General features: G+C 44.8%; 19 protein-coding genes and 1 pseudogene. 7 read left to right on the plus strand and 13 right to left on the minus strand.

Annotated elements, in window-relative coordinates:
• Positions 1–76 precede the first annotated feature (76 nt).
• Together KW93_RS10415 and KW93_RS10420 are read left to right on the plus strand one after the other, a co-directional pair.
• Positions 77–400, plus strand: coding sequence for a PadR family transcriptional regulator (locus tag KW93_RS10415; RefSeq protein WP_033542948.1), 324 nt, complete (start codon positions 77–79; stop codon positions 398–400).
• Complete coding sequence (locus tag KW93_RS10420; protein WP_033542949.1) at positions 393–1,424, plus strand: DUF4097 family beta strand repeat-containing protein; 1,032 nt, start codon at positions 393–395, stop codon at positions 1,422–1,424. The genes KW93_RS10415 and KW93_RS10420 overlap by 8 nt, the downstream gene beginning before the upstream one ends.
• Before the next feature lie 248 nt (positions 1,425–1,672).
• Here the strand turns inward: KW93_RS10420 and KW93_RS10425 are convergent, their stop codons facing one another.
• The 4 genes from KW93_RS10425 to KW93_RS10440 form a co-directional block, all read right to left on the minus strand.
• Positions 1,673–2,227 (minus strand): GNAT family N-acetyltransferase, encoded by a 555-nt coding sequence (locus KW93_RS10425; protein ID WP_052131559.1) that lies wholly within the window; start codon positions 2,225–2,227, stop codon positions 1,673–1,675.
• 32 nt (positions 2,228–2,259) lie between these two features.
• Complete coding sequence (locus tag KW93_RS16790; RefSeq protein WP_052131560.1) at positions 2,260–2,550, minus strand: DUF2087 domain-containing protein; 291 nt, start codon at positions 2,548–2,550, stop codon at positions 2,260–2,262.
• Positions 2,551–2,735: 185 nt separating this feature from the next.
• Complete coding sequence (locus tag KW93_RS10435) at positions 2,736–3,296, minus strand: hypothetical protein (protein ID WP_033542950.1); 561 nt, start codon at positions 3,294–3,296, stop codon at positions 2,736–2,738.
• Positions 3,297–3,647: 351 nt separating this feature from the next.
• On the minus strand, positions 3,648–4,334 hold the full coding sequence (locus KW93_RS10440; protein WP_052131561.1) for a FusB/FusC family EF-G-binding protein: 687 nt from the start codon (positions 4,332–4,334) through the stop codon (positions 3,648–3,650).
• 228 nt (positions 4,335–4,562) lie between these two features.
• Between KW93_RS10440 and KW93_RS10445 the strand changes: the two genes are divergently transcribed.
• Positions 4,563–5,036, plus strand: a complete 474-nt coding sequence (locus KW93_RS10445) for a hypothetical protein (protein WP_033542951.1) — start codon at positions 4,563–4,565, stop codon at positions 5,034–5,036.
• Positions 5,037–5,103: 67 nt separating this feature from the next.
• Here the strand turns inward: KW93_RS10445 and KW93_RS10450 are convergent, their stop codons facing one another.
• A complete protein-coding gene (locus tag KW93_RS10450) occupies positions 5,104–6,123 on the minus strand; it encodes an NAD-dependent epimerase/dehydratase family protein (protein ID WP_033542952.1) in 1,020 nt (339 codons plus the stop codon).
• A 159-nt stretch (positions 6,124–6,282) separates the two neighbouring features.
• Between KW93_RS10450 and KW93_RS10455 the strand changes: the two genes are divergently transcribed.
• A complete protein-coding gene (locus KW93_RS10455) occupies positions 6,283–6,783 on the plus strand; it encodes a GNAT family N-acetyltransferase (protein WP_033542953.1) in 501 nt (166 codons plus the stop codon).
• Positions 6,784–6,915: 132 nt separating this feature from the next.
• On the opposite strand, the gene KW93_RS10460 is transcribed toward KW93_RS10455, so the two are convergent.
• From KW93_RS10460 to KW93_RS10465, 3 genes and pseudogenes are all read right to left on the minus strand, one after another.
• Positions 6,916–8,373, minus strand: a complete 1,458-nt coding sequence (locus KW93_RS10460; protein ID WP_033542954.1) for an amidase family protein — start codon at positions 8,371–8,373, stop codon at positions 6,916–6,918.
• A 534-nt stretch (positions 8,374–8,907) separates the two neighbouring features.
• A pseudogene (locus tag KW93_RS17150) lies at positions 8,908–9,075 on the minus strand (sortase domain-containing protein); the annotation flags it as partial.
• A gap of 112 nt (positions 9,076–9,187) precedes the next feature.
• On the minus strand, positions 9,188–9,913 hold the full coding sequence (locus tag KW93_RS10465; protein ID WP_033542955.1) for a class I SAM-dependent methyltransferase: 726 nt from the start codon (positions 9,911–9,913) through the stop codon (positions 9,188–9,190).
• Between the two features lie 149 nt (positions 9,914–10,062).
• Between KW93_RS10465 and KW93_RS16965 the strand changes: the two genes are divergently transcribed.
• Together KW93_RS16965 and KW93_RS17325 are read left to right on the plus strand one after the other, a co-directional pair.
• Complete coding sequence (locus tag KW93_RS16965; RefSeq protein WP_052131562.1) at positions 10,063–10,572, plus strand: glycine/sarcosine/betaine reductase selenoprotein B family protein; 510 nt, start codon at positions 10,063–10,065, stop codon at positions 10,570–10,572.
• A gap of 66 nt (positions 10,573–10,638) precedes the next feature.
• Positions 10,639–10,827 carry a hypothetical protein gene (locus KW93_RS17325; RefSeq protein WP_152602445.1) on the plus strand — a complete coding sequence of 63 codons (189 nt, stop codon included), beginning with the start codon at positions 10,639–10,641 and terminating at the stop codon, positions 10,825–10,827.
• A gap of 446 nt (positions 10,828–11,273) precedes the next feature.
• Here KW93_RS17325 and KW93_RS10475 read toward each other — a convergent pair whose 3' ends face one another.
• Positions 11,274–11,798 (minus strand): YkuS family protein, encoded by a 525-nt coding sequence (locus tag KW93_RS10475; protein ID WP_052131563.1) that lies wholly within the window; start codon positions 11,796–11,798, stop codon positions 11,274–11,276.
• 160 nt (positions 11,799–11,958) lie between these two features.
• Here KW93_RS10475 and KW93_RS10480 point away from each other — a divergent pair, with 160 nt between their 5' ends.
• A complete protein-coding gene (locus tag KW93_RS10480) occupies positions 11,959–12,831 on the plus strand; it encodes a sulfurtransferase (protein ID WP_033542956.1) in 873 nt (290 codons plus the stop codon).
• Between the two features lie 320 nt (positions 12,832–13,151).
• Here the strand turns inward: KW93_RS10480 and KW93_RS10485 are convergent, their stop codons facing one another.
• The 4 genes from KW93_RS10485 to KW93_RS10500 form a co-directional block, all read right to left on the minus strand.
• Positions 13,152–13,574: a hypothetical protein gene (locus KW93_RS10485; RefSeq protein WP_033542957.1), complete on the minus strand. Its 423-nt coding sequence runs from the start codon at positions 13,572–13,574 to the stop codon at positions 13,152–13,154.
• Positions 13,575–13,662: 88 nt separating this feature from the next.
• Complete coding sequence (locus KW93_RS10490; protein WP_033542958.1) at positions 13,663–14,064, minus strand: hypothetical protein; 402 nt, start codon at positions 14,062–14,064, stop codon at positions 13,663–13,665.
• A 12-nt stretch (positions 14,065–14,076) separates the two neighbouring features.
• Positions 14,077–14,268, minus strand: a complete 192-nt coding sequence (locus KW93_RS10495) for a helix-turn-helix transcriptional regulator (RefSeq protein WP_033542959.1) — start codon at positions 14,266–14,268, stop codon at positions 14,077–14,079.
• A gap of 513 nt (positions 14,269–14,781) precedes the next feature.
• A complete protein-coding gene (locus KW93_RS10500) occupies positions 14,782–16,122 on the minus strand; it encodes an MATE family efflux transporter (RefSeq protein ID WP_033542960.1) in 1,341 nt (446 codons plus the stop codon).
• Positions 16,123–16,971: the final 849 nt, after the last annotated feature.

A 16,971-nucleotide genomic window follows, 5' to 3' on the forward strand; every position in this document is an offset into this window, starting at 1 on the left:
GAACAGTACTGAATGATATATTATTCATTAACCACTACTGTTCATAAAATACTAGCGAGGAAAGGAGGCAGTTCCGGTGAATATTCAATTTAAAAAAGGCGCCCTGAATTTATGTGTGCTGGTTTTACTGGATAAACAGGATCGCTACGGGTATGAATTGGTCCAGAAAATCTCGGACCGCATCGCCATTTCGGAAGGCGCGGTTTATCCGCTGCTCCGCCGGCTGACGAAAGAGGGCTATTTCTCCACCTACCTGCAGGAGTCGACTGAAGGGCCGCCGCGCAAATACTATTCGCTGACGGATGCCGGCAGAACGTATCTCCACGAACAGCTGAATGAATGGAAAAGTTTTACGGACGGGGTCAATAAACTAATTGAAGAGGGTGTGCAAAATGACTGAAAACCAATTTATCCAAGAACTTGAACATGCGCTGGACCGGCTTCCCGTTGAAGAACGAAAAGACATCATGCAGGATTTCCGTGAGTATTTCGCCAACGGACGGGCTGACGGCAAATCGGACCGTATAATTGCTTCGGAACTTGGCGAACCGCAAGCTATTGCAAAGGAATTAGTCGACAGTTTTGATTTCAGTCAACCGGAATTTTCAACGCTGAACATTGATATATCAAAAGACAAATTCGATGGAGTGGATATCGAGATCGAAAACGGAAATCTTGTGATCTCCCCTTCGGCAGATGGGAAAATGCATGTCGATATAGCGGATAAAAATTATAAGCAGCAGCTGACTGTTGATATTGTGAACCGGGCACTTGTCATTTCGCTGAAAGAGGAAATTAAGTTATGGGGTATCTTCAGTATCACCCGAAGCATGAATACACCAACACTCAATGTGCAGCTGCCGGACAAGCTTTATGAAAAAATAGAGATCAACTCAGAGAACGGCAGCATCACTGGTGAACGCCTTTCCGCCACTGTGTTTGAATTGGAAGCTGAAAATGGCAGCACCGATTTCACACATATTGGCGCAGGCAGTCTTACAGTGAACTCTACCAATGGCGATATCTCACTCACTTCGATCCAGGCAAAACAAATCGAAGCCGAAACAGAAAATGGACAGCTCAAACTGCAAGACGTTCAGTCTGCCAAAGTAAATGTTGTTTCGGCTAACGGCGACATTTTGCTGAAAGATGTCGATGGAGACGTTATTGCGCAAACGGATAACGGACGGGTCCAGCATGCGGCCTTCCACCTCGATCGCACCATACAACTTGAAACGGATAATGGCTCCATTCTGCTAGAAACTAAAAAGCAGCCTGAGAATGCCACAATTCGTGCAGAAGTGGATTGGGGTTCGATTTCTGTTTTCGGTTCGAAAGATACTAAAACTGTCTTCGGAAGCGGCCATCATTCGATCGACCTCCGATCTGACAATGGCAGTATTACAGTAAAACTAATTGATTGATGAGAAGAAGGCTTCGCATCCGCGAAGCCTTCTTTTTTAGTGACTGGGGTTTTTCGCGTGGTGAAAAACATCCGCTGTTTTTGGATTTCGGGTAAGGCTAACTGATTGGATATTTTGGTTAGGAAGCGACGTTGAAATATAGTTTTGGACGGACAGAATATCATCATTTTTATCATGCAATTATTTAGTTGAGCATACTTTGGTTTTTCAGCGCATATTCATGCCTCTTCCGCGCATATATCCTCTTTTCAGCGCATACTCAAGAAAAAATAAAAAAATGCCCCATACTCCAGCTCCTTCACCATAATCCAATCGATTTGTTCATCGTCTCCCATGAAAAAGGAGTGTTCGCCTGTTTTGACGAAACCTTTTTTGCCGTAGAACGCAATGGCATTGTCGTTATGCTCCCAGACGCCGAGCCAGATTTTCTTTTTCCCCAGCTCATCTGCCGCTTCCAGCGCCCGCTGCATCAGATGCCGGCCAAGCCCGAGCTTCTGGAATTTATTGCTGATGTAAATGCGCTCCACTTCCAGTGCTTCCGCTCCCATGTCTTCTGTCTGAGCATCTTCCGTATTGACCTTCAGATAGCCGGCGATCTGCCTGTCCACGATTACGAAGAAGAAGCGGGAGGACGGATTGGCCAGCTCTTTCTCGAGCTGCGGAATATTGAACGCCTTGTCAATATACGCCTGCATGTGTTCAGGGCTGTTCTGTTCTTCAAATGTTTCTGTGAAAGTCAGTATGCTGATTTGTTGAAGCTCCTGAACCTTTTCAAGAGTGCATTTCTCTAAGGCTATGTTCATAGTTTTTACTCCTTAAGTTTGAATTCCGATTCCTATATCACCCAATACGACGAACCTTCATTATTGCGGTCCATGAACCCGTATTCAATCAGATGCCTCCTCAGCGAAACGAAATCCGCGTTCACATTCTTTAATATTGCATTCACTTCTTTTTCACTATACGAACGCCCTGCTTCAAACTTCGTCACGATGTGCTGTAAAATGATAAGTTTTTTCTTCTCTTTGCTGGGAATCGTTTCACTCGGACCTTCGAGCCCGTCCTTGAAATAAGTTTTCATCACTTTTTCCCGTTCACCCTGATCAATGCCATACCTTTCGTCCACTTGCCTCTCTCCTTTATGTACCATGTACTTATCTTTTCCTTGAGTAATTCCATCAGTGCAATAAACGCCTGGACAATGGATAACCCGGAAATCCTTTTTAAAGATTCCCCGTCTGTCGTCTGATTCCCTGCAAAACAAATAAAAAACCTTCTCAAAAGCGCAGTTAACGCTTTCCAACAGGTTTTTCATCTCCCACCGATCAATTCCGAGTAGTTTATTTCCATCAATTCATCAGATGCAATATTCTTGAATTTCTCATTTCCTCTCCATTTATAGAGATGCTGATGCGAATTTGAAACATAATAGACTTTGCCATCTGCAGGATTAATCACTTTCTTCAAAAACAGTAAGTAATCGCCCGCTTTCATCGGCTTCATGCCTTTGTCATAGGCAAATTCAGTTGCTTCAGCATCTCTGATCCCGATGACCTGATTAACGATGATTTCGGATTCTACATCTACATTGTGTCCAGTATGATCGGCAAAAACCTCTTCAATCACGACTTCGTAGAATGCTTGCCTGGTGACCTTTTCCGCTTCCCCAATTTCGCGGATATCGTAATACAGCGGGACGTGGGCACGCACCACCAGATCCGCTTCCGCTTTAAGTTCATCGAGGGTTTCGTAAGATTCCGAGAACCCCCATACCAAACCGCTCGTTTCCGCTTCTCCGAAGTATTCGTAGCCCAAAACACTAAGGGCGACCAACGACAGGATGATAAGCGCTGAACACATCTTTCTCTTCATAGCTCCATCTCCAATAAAATAGTTTTTGTATATGCAACCCGTTGCAGTTTTCAGCAGATAAGTGACAATTTTGCGTGCTGCTTAACTCTGATGGTAAACTGACAATTTTTTCAAATCAACTGCATTTCGTATTTCCCAATACAAAAAAGACTTACATGATTGCTTATACTCAGAAAAATTTCTTTTCTCATACAAAAATGTCAATAAAATAACAATAATAACTGCAAAACATTATTTTTTATTCGCTGTTTTATTTTACCTGCTGCAAGTCGGCCCGAATTTTCCCAACCTGCTTTTCAAGGCTTTTATCGTATATAAAAAAGGCTCTCCGGTTTCCCGAAAAGCCTCCTCTTATTTTTGAAGCCGCTCCACAAAATCATGCAGCCGCTCCAATGTATCGATATTGCTGTTGCAGATTTCATTGTCCTGGCAGATATAATTGCCGCGTTTAACGAAATTGTCCTGGCCGGAGTTTTTCGTCTTCGCGGTAAACAGGCCAACTTCGCTGTGGCGATTGCAGATTGCACAGATGCCGCTTTTCGCACTGCGGTTGAAACTGCCGGGGATGCCTTCCAGCCGGCCGTCTTTTTCAGCGATCAGATACATCAGCGTTGAGCTTTCAATCCAGGCAAGGTAGGAACGCTTATGGAAATCAATCGTTTCAAGCTTCGGCCCCTTCAACTTTTTCGCTTTCGGAAATAGCTTTTTCAGCCCCGGATCAGCCACTTTTGGAAACGGCAGGCGGTAGACCGATAATTGCTCAAGGAAAGCTTCAGCGTCTGCTGTTTCCTTCACCAGCGCCAGTGGTTTCAAAATCGCTTTCTGTTCAACGGTCAGCATCGGAAACAGACCAAAAACTTTTTCCTGTGCAAGGTGGCGCAGCACGTTCAGCACTTCTGCGTCGCTGCTCGATGCTTTTCCATTAACCAGGATTTTTGTCTGGCCTTTGATGAAGTTAAATTGATCATTCCGGATGAACGCTTCCGCATCTTCTCCGGCAATGCCCTTTTTATCGCTTGTTTCTTTTACATGTATCATAGGAGACCCTCCTTATTGTGCAATGGTGTATTGATAAGAAAGCCATATCAGTAAAGACATTTCCATTTTCCAGTCACTCCATACGGCACGGACCGGCCATCACACAAATCAATTATTTAAACTATTTTACCATATTGGACCTGCAGCCTTATACCAAAACCAACTCTTCCAATCGTTTCCAATTATAGTATACTAATAAAAAAGACAAATCGAAAAGAGGTTGTGCTTATGAAAAAAACGTTAATGGTGCTCATCATCCTTTTAGCCGGAACACTTTATTACATAAACACTGAAAATAAACAAACTTCATTTGCCGAACTGTCAGCGGCGACTGTAAAGCCTGAAGAGGGCATCCATACTATCACGCTAAACCGGTACGTTGGCGGTTCGACCACTCCGGAAGGTTATGCGGAAATTACAGATCCTGCAGAAATCGAGAAATTTCTTGCGACTGCCTCAAAAACTGATTTAAAAGGTTCAAAAGATTTTCCTGGGCAAAAGGGAATGACGTACAGTATCCATTTCCTTCATTATACGGAAAGCCTTTCAGTCATGACGGACGGACAAATTACAATGATAGACAATACCCGCTTTGACGTTTTAAAAGACGATAACCCGGCGGACTTCGCTCCATTTTATGAAATAAATGGAACAGATTACTTTTCAGAAGCTGTCGCCGAGGCAGATATTGCATGGGAATAATCAGAAAAGGCCATTTTCCGGAGATTCCGGAAAATGGCCTTTCATATATTCGAATCCTCCAGCTCCTTCACAAACCTTTCTCGTTCCAGTCCATCAATACCTCTTTTTCCTTTTCCGGATTGAGTCCCGCTTTCTTCTCCGGTACGTCACGCGTCTCTTCCCACGCCAGCGTATCGCGGATGGTATCGGAGAGCGGACGGAACGTCAGCCCGGCAGCGAGCGCTTTTCGGATATCGACAGTATGGAATCCTTTCATATTCATGCTGTCTGGAATCCATAACGGCATATCAGACCAGCCCTGCACTTCATGGCCAAGAAGGAATTTCTCTTCAATCCAGACAAGCTCCGCTCTATTGCCAACGGTTTCCCTGCATGTATTCAAAACTTCTTCCATTGTCAATTCCGTTTCAGGGCCCGTTGCATTAAACGTGCCAGTTTCACCGGAACCGACCAGTCGGATGATCCAGTCGGCAAGATCGCGGACATCGATAAATTGAACTTCTTTGTCACGACGTCCGGGAGCAAGCACCTGTCCACCCTTTGCGATGCGATTGACCCAGTAACTGAAGCGATCGGTGACATCATGCGGCCCGACAATCAGTCCCGGCCGGATGTTCAGGCTGCGCCCCGCAAAAATTCGTTCCACTTCCTGCTCACATAAATACTTGAGTTCTCCGTAATGCTGCTGAATTGCCTCCATCGCTTCCATCGTTTTCAACTCTTCGATTCTGTCCGCAGAAAGTCTTCCGACCGAATGGTATTCATCCACTCCCGGTTCTTCCAGTTCATCATATACCGAGACACTGGAGATGAACGTATAATGTCCGGCGGCATCCGCCAGCAAATCCAAGGACTCGCGGACAATCCACGGCAAATAGCCGCTCGTGTCGATGACAGCATCCCAGCTGCGCCCTTTCAGTGATTCCAAATTTCCATCCCGGTCGCCGATCAGTTTTTCTGCTTCCGGGAAAAGCTCCGGATCGGATTTCCCTCTATTGAATAACGTCACTTCATGGCCGTTCGCCAGTGCGGCCTCGGCCAGAAAGCGGCCCAGAAACCGGGTGCCGCCAAGAATCAGTATCTTCATCTTCATTTCCCCTCTCCCTGTGTTCAACACGTACCAGCCAATTACAGCATCATAGCTGATTACTTATTTCTATTCTGCAAAAGGCGGCAACACTCCTTTTTGTCATTCATAAATGCTATCATTAGGGTTAAGCAATTTGCCTGTCAGGAGATGATTAAAATGTTGATCAGAAAAGCGGATAACAATGAAACTGAAACCATAAAAAACATGCGCCTTTCATCGTACGCACAATATAAAAACGATATTTCACTGGAACACTGGGACATGCTGCAGGGTACGTTGACTTCAAATGGAGACCAGCAGACCGGCACAGAAATTTTTGTCGCTGAAATTGATGGGCGCATTGCAGGCAGCGCAGTGCTGTTCCCTTCCGAATCGAAGGCCTATGAATGGGACACCGAAACCATAAAATACCCTGAAATCCGGATGCTGGCCGTGAACCCCGATTACCGTTCAAAAGGTGTCGGCAGAGCTTTGGTCAGGCACTGCATCGACAGCGCAAGACAGCAGCAATATAAATTCGTCGGTCTGCATACCGGCAGCTTCATGAAAGACGCAATTTCGCTTTATGAGAAAATGGGATTCAAGAGAGTTCCCGAACTGGATTTTGTTCCCTTTAATGACGGAATTACAGTAAAAGCATTCCGCTATGATATATAGAAAGCCAGGCCATTCTTTTATCCTTGGCGTAAACAGACGAAAGCCGCATTCAGGACCGCAATTCCTGAATGCGGCTTTTTTTGCTGTTCTTTCATTTATACAACCCCAACAGGCAGGAATTCTGAAGGCAAATCAATAATCCGGCTTGACTCTGCCATTTGTTTTCTGTTCGAAAGCATACGCCAATTCAATCAGTTTGGTTTCACTGAAGGCTGGCCCCATGAAAGTGATTCCGAAAGGGCCATTTTCTTCTTCAAAACGGTACGGAACCGTAATCAGCGGCATACCCGCAGCGGCGCCAAAATTGCCCCCGAAATCCTTAGGCAGGATAAAAGCATCCGCCTCCAGTTCCTTCAATGTCGAGTTAATGCCCTTTTCACCCGTCAGCAACCGTTTTTTCTTCAGTGCTTCTACGTACTCGGGTTCATTCAGACGGCCGGATGTGGCATTCGATTTCTCCAATTTGTCCTGCCCGTAACGCAGCATTTTCTCCGGATATTTTTTATGGAAGGCGATAAGGTCGTCCAATGAGCGGATTGGATTGGAAGGATGTGACTTCCCGAGGTATTCATTGAGATTCGGTTTGAATTCGAAAAATTGCACTTCGCTGCCGACCTCTTCTTCCGATATCCCTACATCGACCGGATCAATGATTTCGGCACCCATGGAGCGGATGATATCCAATGATTCATTGAATAATTCCAGTTCATTTTCTGTGATGCTCTCTTCAAATAGATGCCGGGGCACCGCCAAACGTGCGCCGCGCAACCCTTCCTCCTTCAGGTGAGCATGCCAGTCATAGGTTTCAAACGGCTGTGCGCCAATAGTGATTTCATCATCGGCGTCCCATCCGACAATTACAGAAAAAACCGTTACCGCGTCCGTCACGCTTTTCGCCAGCGGACCGGCGACGTCCTGTGTTGGTGCCAATGGGATGATACCGCTCCGGCTCGTCAACCCAAGCGTCGGTTTGATCCCGACCAGGCTGTTTTCATCCGCCGGGTTGATGATGGAACCGGAAGTTTCTGTTCCAATCGAAGCAACAGCTAAATTCAGCGCGATTGCAGCCGCACTGCCGGAACTTGAACCGCCGATATAATAATCACCGAACGGATGCTCCACATGCCCCGAGCGCGAACAATAATTATCAGGCATATCATTCGACATCATATCTGCCCATTCGGTCATATGCGTTTTTCCAAGCAGCACCGCTCCCGCTTTCCGGAGCTTTGCAGCGACAACTGCATCTTCCTGGGAGTAAAAATCCTTCAGCGCATAGGAACCCGCACTGGTGTGCATTTTATCTGCCGTACCGATATTGTCTTTCAATAGGATCGGGATGCCATGCAGCGCCGAACGCGGCCCCGATAGTTTTCGTTCAATATCAAGAGCTTGGGCAATCGTCAAAGCATCCGGATTTACTTCGATAATCGAATTGATGGAGCTGTCCCGTTCACTGATATTTTCATGGAACATTAAAACAAGTTCTTCGGAAGTCACCATACCGTCTTCCATATCCTTTTGCAGATCAGCTATTGTCACATCATCCAGTTTTCCAAGCCGGTATTCTTTTAATTTGTCTGAATCCATAGTTTTCCTCCTCGTAGCTGCATTTCCAAAAACACTCGTCCAGTCACGTCCAGTCACTTTATTGTTTCGATTCCCGGACAGACAATTCGATAAACAAAGGAAACATACGCTGGAAGCCTTTATCGCCTTCATACACCTTGCAAACAGTCATTTTCTTCGTTTCCACAGATAAACTGCTCCGGCAAACAGCGAACTGATACTGATCAGCAGCGATTTCCAGAAATGCGAAGGGTAGTACGTTAATGTGATTTCATTTAACCCGGAATCGGCCGGCCCGGCCAGGAAAGAGACCGCAGAAAAGGAAGTGGCAGCTGATTTTCGTAGACGATGTAATTGTCTGATGAGAGCATTTGCTCGAAATAGGCTGGCACATTTTTAGTTATGATTAATTTCCGCCTCCTAGAAGATGAGAAATCACGGAAAAACCTTTTTAAAATGGTTTAAAAACTATTGACTAATCGTAAGAAGCACACCCGATTGATTAAAATACAGGTGTGTTCAGGTATTGTTCTGCTGACTTCTGACAGGATCTACTCACTTCTTTTTGCTGCTTTGGCTGGAAATGAATTTTGCCTGCACGATATAACGGTCAGGCGCGTATCCGATAAAGTCAAAAGGATAACAAGTCGTCAGCGTCAAAGTCGCTTCATCTTTTTCCGAGATGACCGATTCATCGTCTTTATGTGTCCCGGGCTTCTTCTGCCGTGAAATCCTGGGCAGCCGTTTGCCCAGCGTTCCATTCCAAAAAGTTAGTTATTGCAATAGCCAAAAATCTAAAAAATCGATGCCTCCCCGATGAATTTCGATTCGCACTTCACACAATCCGAGTCGCCACAATCGCAAAGTAATTCCCTTTAGCCTCCGTGTATTCAACCCGTTCGAAATGCGCCTGAAATCCGGCCTGCGCCAGTAACTCTTCCCATTCCGGCATTGAAAAGAGACCACCTTTTGAATGGTCGTACTCTCTGACAACTGTCCCGTCCTCTTCGCGCATGACGTAAACGTATTCCGTTTCCGTCACTTTATCTTCGGAATCATTGTCGTAGGTCCATTCCAAGTAACGCATGCCTCGCTTGCCTTGATCGATGCCGCCGTGGTCTGTATTCGATTTGAAGGTTTCTGCGAACTGATCGGTCATGATCATCAGGATGCCTTTTTCGTTCAAATGTCTTTTCGCGTTATGCATCACTCCCAGCAATTCGGCCTTGTCCGTAAAATAAGTAATCGCATCGTGGATAAAAACCAGATCATATGCATCGCCAAGATATAAATTTCGCATGTCTCCCTGGATATGTTCGCAATCCGGGTTTAATTCGCGGCTTACCCTCAGCATGTCCGGCGACAGATCTGTCAATGTCATGGAAAAATGCCGTTTCAGGTAATAAGCATTGCTTCCTCCTCCCGACCCGAATTCAACCGCCTTTTTGACATCCGGATGGTAGCGCCTGATGATTTCGAGGTACAGTCCTGCTTCTTCTTCATATTCCGTATGGGGAGACATCAACGGCCACCAGTCTGCCAATTCGTTGTACAGTTTCATCGCTCGCTTCTCCGCCTTCCTTTTTAAATTGATTGAACTATAGAACGGTTTGTACCGCCTGTCAACTAACCGCTGTCACAATAGAGGAGTTTGCAATCAGACAGCGAATTAATAACATTAATCAAGCTGAAAAGGAGGAATGCGGATCCATGAAAATGAAGACGAAGATCAAGTCAAAAATGTCGAGGACTTTTTCCGGTAATTTCACGGGAGCCTACAGGAAATTCACCATGAGCCATATGAGGGAACATACGAGCCCGGCTGAAGCTTTTTTATCAAAACCCTTGAATGAATGTAAAGTAGCTCTTATGTCAACTGCAGGTGTCCATTTGAAAACAGACGAACCTTTTGATGTCGATAATCCAGCAGGCGACCATACTTTCCGAATCGTCCCATCGGAAGTGTCGGAACAGGAGCTGACGGTGACGCATATTTACATCGATACGAAATTTGCAAAATCGGATCCGACAATCGTCTTTCCACTGCCGCAGCTGAAGCAAGCTGCAGCTGATGGGAAAATCGGATCCATTTCAACTATTAACATCGGATTGAACGGCGGCATCCTGGATACGGCTTTAGTCGAACAGGAATCAATTCCGACAGTTGTCGAATTATTCCATAACGCAGGAATTGACGCTGCCTTGCTTGTGCCTGGCTGAGGATCCTGCCACAACGTACTCGGGCTGTATGCCCGGGCTTTAGAAGCTTCAAAGATCCCAACCGCCATGGTTACACTGTTCCCGGAAGTCACCGATAAAGTCGCAGCTCCGCGGACATTGCATGTCCCCTTTAAAATGGGCCGTCCTTGCGGTGAGCCCTTCGACTTCGATACACGGAAAAAAGTTGTGGACCAATTGCTCGAGCTTTTGACTCTTCCATCGGGGACACGGGCTGTCTATCAGGACAATCCATAATCTCCCGCTTTTATCGATACACCGAAAATCTTCTTGTATTATGGAAAACATAAAAGAGATGTTTACAGTGAGAAAACAGGTTTTATTCGTCCTTACTGCCTGATTTTGTTCTTTTTCGCAGCATCGGAGACGCTATCGTTCCTTTTAAGCATATGCAAAATAAATGGAGGAATTTCCCTCTGCGATTGTTAGGCAGCTTCCCTTTAGTGAGCATACATTTCAATGCAGATTCGTTGAAACGGCAGATAAAATTCGAAAAAACTAAGTCTTCACCCTCTAACAAAGGGCATCCTCAATCCGAGGATGCCCTTTTGAGTTTCTTATTTCATTCTTCTTCCTCTCTGTCAGCTCTTTGTACAGTTTCATCGCTCACTTCTCCGCCTTCCGTTTCGTTAGTGATTACACCATAAAAAAAAGCCATCTTTTAAAAGATGACTTTCAACTTACTATTCTTTTTGCCCGTCGGAAGATTTTTTGTCTTTCATTTCCATTGCCTTATCTTTTACCTGCGAGGCTGTCTGTGCCGCTTTTTCTTTAACCTGACTCAGCGTACTCTCCCCATCCGAACTGCCGCCCGGAATTTTTTCTTTCACAAGGCTTTGCATTTCCTTCCCGCTTTTTGGAGTCATCAGAAGTGCTGCCGCTGCACCGACCACTGCACCTGTCAGAATCCCGGATGTAAAGCCGCCACCACCGGAAGCACTTTTTTCAGCTTTCGCAGTGCCCGGAATTTTGCCGGCACGCTGGAGGCGTTCTTCCACTTCCTTAACGATTTCATCGACGCTGCGGCCACGTGTTTCCACAAGCGACGCTCTTATAAGCGAGCCATTCAATGCGTACTGATTGCGTACAACAACCACATCATACACGGAAGCATCAGCCTCCTGTTCCACCATGTCTGTCTGGTATCCTTTGTTCTGCAATGCCTGCCGTATGTCGGTAAATGGGTATTCGACTGCGATTTTCACCATTTTATCCATTCCTCCTTGGTTTTTTGTTATAACCTCTCACTTTCCCTTTCGGTCCCTGCCATTAAACATCTTTCCTATCTGCATCTGCCAAAGCGTAACTTTTGACGCACTAATCACAAGACCGTAGAGTGAAATTAATGCAGCAAAGGAGGAGATTCAGATGAATGACATTCCATTAATTGTATCGACTGACTGGCTCGCTGAAAGATTGGATGATCCTAAGCTCAGAATTGTTGATGCCACAGTATTCATGAAATTCCCGGAAGGCGGCGGCCCGCCGAACGTTGAATCCGGCCGTTCTTCCTATGAGCAGGGCCATATCCCGGGAGCAGTTTATGCTGACCTGGCCGGCGAATTATCGGATCCGGAATCCGATTTGCCGTTTACTGTGCCGCCCCGTGAAGTGTTCGTGAAGAAAATGACGGAGCTTGGAATTGGCGATGACACGTATACGGTCATCTACGATCAGAATGCATTGGTCGGTGAACCGGTTGCGGCCTCTTACTGGGCGTCCCGCCTTGCGTGGCAATTGCGCTATGAAGGATTCGACCGGATCGCCATTCTGGAAGGCGGTTTGCAGAAATGGCAAGCGGAAGGCCGTGGGTTATCGACGGAATCTCAAGCTTATCCGATGGCAAATTATACGGGGCACCGCCGACCTGAAATGCTGGCGACGAAGGATGACGTCAGAAAAGCGATGGACGATGACCAGACCGTGCTCATCAACAGCCTGTCGCCGGAAGATTTCAACAGCGGCCACATCCCTGGCAGCACCAACGTCTTTTTCGGCGCCCATGCGGACGAAGAGACAAAAGCGCTTTTCAGTGAAGAACAATTGCGCGCTTCTTTCGAACAGAGCGGCGCACTCGATCCCTCTAAAAAAGTCATCACCTATTGCGGGGGTGGCATCGCCGCAACATGGAATGCGCTGGTGTTGAACAGTCTTGGCCAATCAAACGTCGCGGTTTACGATGGCTCGATGAATGAATGGACAAGCGACCCGAACTGCCCGGTTGTGAAAAGCGGCGTTTAACTGTCGAACAAAATCATTCAACTGCAATTAAAAAGCTTCAGGCTTGATCGCCATTGAAACGATCGGGCCTGAAGCTTTTAATTTGTCTGCTTTTCCTGTTCCGCAAAATGATTTTCATCGAACTTTTAATCATTATCAATTAACGTTTAACAAACCGAGGTTCAAATTCTGATAAGACTTCAATAATGTCGTTTTCGTACAAATACAATTGTTGTTCAAGTTTAGGGTTGGTTTGCTTCGTCACTTTAAAGAATTACAAAGCATCCGGGTCCTGTATGCCACTCTTATCAATTGAATTTGAATACCCTTATCATAAAAGTTCACTGGAATTTTTTCGAAACAATAAACTCAGTAATCGGCAGCGTAACGAATGCCAGTCCAATTACAATAACAAGAGGAATATTTTGAATATCATTTAATGCGGTGACTCTTTCAGTAAGAAATAGGACGACCACCATCAACACAAGCAGCAGATAATAGCTGATTTTAGAACTGGTTAAAGTTATATGTTTATCTAGTTCATCTTTATCTCCTTCATGCTTTCCATCCATATCTCCCCATGTTAAAGACTGAAAGAAAAAACCGATGCCTAAAAACAGATAGAAAATAGTCGAAGCTGTTATTAAATCTTTCCGCACCCATTCATAAATACCAAACCCGCCAATGGCAATGATTAAAATTAATGAGCAGATTAAGCTTACTTTCTTTTCAATCCTCATTTCACGCCAATTTGCCAGGCTCATTTGACTTCCTCCTCGAAAAATCTAATTCATAATATTTTGCAATAAAATTTTTTGATAATTAAACAAACTTAACTTGAGTAGGCAGCAATTACTTTAACGCGTACTTTCTTGCTACAAAGAACTGGATTATAGGAAATAGCATTACTGCAAAACACAATGCGATAAATAAATAAAGATTTCCAAATTCTCCCGTGTCCGCAGAAGTCATTCTATCAACCACCCATAGGGTAAAGATACTGCCTGTTAATATAAAATAACTTAACTTTGCGCTGGTATTGAAAATACTTTTTCCCATTTCATCTTTTTGCACTTTTGGATCAGAACCCCATGTGAAAAATTGGAACCAGGAAGATAACAGCAGTAGAAACACCAGAACATCCGTTATTCCTATTTCCATTCCATTCATATAATCTGTCACATACATCGCTACAAGAAATAATGTCACCACAAACAAGAACATCCCACCGATTAACTTCATGCTTTTTTTCATAATCTGCTCCTCCTATTCTCTTAGAAAAAGTTCATCTACTGTAACGCCCAACTTGTCAGCAAGCTCAAATGCTAAATTCAGACTTGGATCATACTTGTTATTTTCAATTGCATTGATTGTCTGTCTGGAGACTGAACATCTTTTCGCCAACTCTTCCTGGGAAAATCCCTGCAATTTACGCAATTCCTGAATTTGATTTTTCATTTGCATCAACCACCCAGTCTTTTTCGGTGCATCACATAAAAAATAAAGTAGCTGATAATTGCAATAAGCAAATACAGCAGTTCCGGATAGACCATCGAAACACCATTTAAACGAATGTCGCTGAGATTAAAGAAATCAAGGACAAAGTTAATGACGAAAAACACTAAGAGTATAATCCAGCTGCTCACTATCGCCTGTTGTTTAATGTGTTTCTTTCGTTCGTCATCATTTGTTTTATATCCGTGTTCTTCACTTCCAGTTACTTTTCTTAATATTAGAAAGAGCAATAATGATATTACGATTAATATTAGCCAAGTTAACAGTGTCCTCACTCCTAAAGTGTCAAAGGTTCTTTACATATTATTATAATGTAAAGAACTTCCATGTAAAGAGTTTTTTACATTCTTTATTTACTAAAATAAAAACCTACTTCTCAAGGAAGTAGATTTAGGGGACCTACAGGCTAAATTACTGCTGCCTTTTTAATTTCTTATGAGCTACAATGTCGAAAACTCATCCCTCACTGATCGCCTTAATCTCCCGCCATTTGCCGTATCGGTAATACAGGAAAGCGAAAACGCTTGAGATAATGAAGGACACACCGATGCCAAGCGCGACGCCGTCCTGCCCGTACCACTGTGCGAACAGATAGGTAAGCGGATAGCGCAGCACCCAAAATGACAGGATATTTAAAATGAGCACCTGGAACATGGCGCCTGCCGCGCGGACAGTACCGTTCAGGATGAAATTGATCCCGAGGAACGGATAAAAGAATGCGACGCCCCTCAAATAATCGGTGCCGAATTCCACCGCATCCTCTTCTTTCAGGAACAGCCGGACAGCAGGTTCAGCGAAAATATAAAGGATGGCGGCAATCATGAACATTACTGCAAGATTATAGAAGAAAGCGTAGCGCGTCACCCGCTCCACGCGGTCCCATTGCCCCGCTCCAATATTTTGCCCAGCCATCGAATTGACCGCTGTGCCCAGCGCCTGCGCCGGCAGCATGATCAGGCTGTCGAGCCTTTGCGCCGCGCCGTATCCAGCGACGACTGCCGGGCCAAACGAAGCGACAACACTCATAATCGCGAGCACCCCTGCAGAAATGACGCCCATCTGAAGTCCTGCTGGTATGCCGAGCCTCAGAATATCAAGCACTTCCCGCTTTGCAGGAACGGAAGGGCGGATAAACGGAAGAATCTTTTTGCTGCGTATGTAAAAGAAACCGATGAAAAATGCCGACCCCTGGGAAACGATCGTTGCATAAGCCGCTCCTTCTACACCCCAGCCGAAAATGGAAATAAAGAGCGGATCCAATACCGTGTTCAATACGACCGCAATCGCCACAAAGTAAAGCGGCGACTTGGAATCGCCGACTGACCGGAGTGCGGTGCCTATGAAGTTATAGCCGAACAGGAACAGCATCCCGATAAAGTTGATTTTCAGATAGACGGCTGCCATCGGGAGAATCTCTTCAGGTGTCCCGACAAGCCGGAGCAGCTGCTCCGCAAGGATAAAGCCGATAATGCCGAGGCCGATCGACATCCCTGAAAGCAGGACGACGAACGCATTCAAATAACGGCGCAGCCCTTCTCCGCTTCCCCGCCCTTTCTGCTGGGACAGAATGGTCAGCGCGGCGTTGTTCAAGCCGATGACAAACGAAAGAACCGTAAACAGCACCGTTCCGGATAAGCTGACGGCGGCGAGTGCGTTTGCCCCGATCAGATTGCCGACCCACAGGCTGTCGATCAGCTGATAGGAAACCTGCAGCAGATTGGCCAGGATGATCGGACCTGAAAAATAGAAAAGCTGCCGTGCAATCGGCCCTTGTGTAAAATCGTGCTGTGTGGCCACTGGAACGCTCCTTCCGAAGTGAAATCAAGAAAGTGAATACGGTTTCAGTATACAGGAAACAGCAAAATCACTGCAGGAAACTACGCTTGCCTCCGTGGTTTTGACTATCCCTTTTGATTTTGCGCCAGGTACTGCTGATCAAACACACGGTAAACTGGCGTGGTACGACACGAAATCCGGCTTGTATTCTCAGCTTTTATGATTCTAAATTTACGGGTTTACTAATGTCAGGTATGTAAGAATTATTAGAAGAAATGAATAAAATGCTTTGTATAAAGTAAGAACGGTGCCTAATAGTCATTTACATGACCTATAGCACCGTCTTTTCTCTTTTCAATTATGGGAGATTTAGTGGATTACTTCCGATAATATCTCATATGTTAACTATATTAAGTTCATATTTCTTCGTTAAATTAATATTTTGCGAACAAATATCTGAAAGAAATAGTAATACTTATTAATCCACTCCATTCTATTTGACCTATTTATTATGCTACATAGATAAATAGTGAAATTCAAATACCTTTTCATTTAGTCCAAAATATTCACGGACGTAATGGAATCAATGGCGAGTTGTAAGTCGCCAAATGGATTTTCATCGTCGATAGTGCGCTGAGTATAGTCTATTTCTCAAATCGTGCAACGATGCAAGCAGAAATGATAATCTTGCTATGAATGAATAAAGACAATGTATTTACGTCCGAAGGATATTATGATTATTTCCATAATGGCTTGTTTTTCATCGGCACTGAGGCCTACTATGGACTTTCAAACTTCTTATGGAATGAAAGTTATTCTTTACTATACACATCTACATCTATAAAATTAATTTATCTAATATTTTATAAA

Origin of the sequence: Planococcus sp. CAU13 (assembly GCF_000775575.1) — a bacterium.
In the GTDB taxonomy this organism is placed as follows: Bacteria; Bacillota; Bacilli; order Bacillales_A; family Planococcaceae; genus Planococcus.